The 1,431-nt window shown below is 70.7% G+C and carries 2 protein-coding genes and 1 pseudogene; 1 reads left to right on the top strand and 2 read right to left on the bottom strand.

All coding sequences use genetic code 11. From position 1 onward, the window contains the following. A partial coding sequence (locus tag ABZY11_RS44500) for a YbaK/EbsC family protein (protein ID WP_356484619.1) occupies positions 1–493 on the bottom strand: 493 nt, incomplete at its 3' end. Positions 494–537: 44 nt separating this feature from the next. After that, positions 538–1,110 (bottom strand): XRE family transcriptional regulator, encoded by a 573-nt coding sequence (locus ABZY11_RS44495; protein ID WP_356484618.1) that lies wholly within the window; start codon positions 1,108–1,110, stop codon positions 538–540. Between the two features lie 122 nt (positions 1,111–1,232). On the opposite strand from ABZY11_RS44495, the pseudogene ABZY11_RS44490 reads away from it, so the two are divergent. Further along, positions 1,233–1,431, top strand: a pseudogene (locus ABZY11_RS44490) (hypothetical protein); the annotation flags it as partial.

Below are 1,431 nucleotides of genomic sequence, written 5' to 3'. Positions count from 1 at the left end.
CGATCAGCTTGCCCCGGCGGCTGCCGCTGCCGATCAGCACCCAGTCCTCGTCGACGACCGCGGGATCGATCAGCAACGGCCATGCGGCGGGCAGGCCGATGGGGGTGATACCGCCGTACTCCATGCCGGTCTCGCCGACCGCCGTCTCCATCGGGGCGAAGGAAGCCTTGCGGGCGCTCAGTTGCTTGCGGACCGCGCCGTTCACATCGACGCGGGAGCGGGAAAGGACGAGGCAGGCCGCGAGCGTCACCTCGCCGCCGCGCTTGCCCGCCACCACGACGCAGTTGGCCGACCGGTCGAGCAGTTCCGCGCCGTGGTGCTCGACGAAGACCGCCGTGTCGGCGATGGCCGGGTCCGTGTCGACATGGATGATCTGCTCGGCGGGGAAGCCGCCCCAGCCCGCGGTCACGGCCGCGGCGACAGGACCGGTGAGCAGGTCCAGGCGGTCGGCCGCCGGACCGGCGTTCTCGAAGGAGCCGAGGGGAGCGCGCATGCACATCACGCTAACAGCGACCCGGGGGCCCTCGGTCGGCCGTCTCACCGTACGGGCGGGATGGAGACCGCCATGGTGACTTCGGCCGGCTCGGAGCCGTCGTTGCGGTAGGCGTGCGGGTGATGTGCCTCGAACGAGGCGGAGCCACCAGCCGGTACGGCGTACGCGGTGCCGTCGACGACCAGGGTGAGCTCGCCCGCGGTGACGTGGAGCAGTTCGACGGTGCCCTCGGGGTGCGGGTCGGAGGCGCTGCTTTCGCCGGGCATCAGGCGCCAGGACCAGAGTTCGAGCGGTCCCCTCGCCTCCGCACCGACGAGCAGGGTGGTGGAACTGCCCGCGTCGGTGGACCACATGCGCACCGCCTGGCTCTCGGGCACCAGCCGGACCGGTGAGCCCTGCTCGTAGTCGAGCAGCGTGGTGATGCTGACCCCCAGTGCGTCGGCGAGCTTGACCGTGGTGCCGACGCTCGGGTTGGTGCGGGCCTGTTCGATCTGGATGATCATGCCGCGGCTGACCCCGGCACGGGCGGCGAGCACGTCCAGGGTGAAGCCGCGTTCCCCCCTCCAGCGCTTGAGATTGCGCGCGAGCGACTGAGTGAGCTGATCGAGGTCAGACACATTCCGTCCAATATTCTGAATGACAGGGTCGAAAATACTGCACTACGGTGTGGTGCACCCAACCGTTCACCGCACTGTACTGCGAGGCATGCAATGACAGCACTGTTCGCGCTGGCCACCCAGCGCTCTTCGTGCAGCGCCTCACCAATTGCGCGGTGGGCGGTGCGGCCCTGTACGCATCGGTGCGCCAGGGGCACGGGCACTGCCCGAGGCGGGCGGGGCCGCCGCGGTGCTGGCGGCACTGCCCGAGGCGGGCGGGGCCGCCGCGGTGCTGGCGGCACTGCCCGCCCTGGCGCTCATCGGACTCGCGGATGTCGCGGC

This window comes from Streptomyces sp. NPDC006510 (assembly GCF_040611955.1).
Taxonomy (GTDB): Bacteria; Actinomycetota; Actinomycetes; order Streptomycetales; family Streptomycetaceae; genus Streptomyces.
This window is presented reverse-complemented; position numbering and strand designations above follow the sequence as displayed.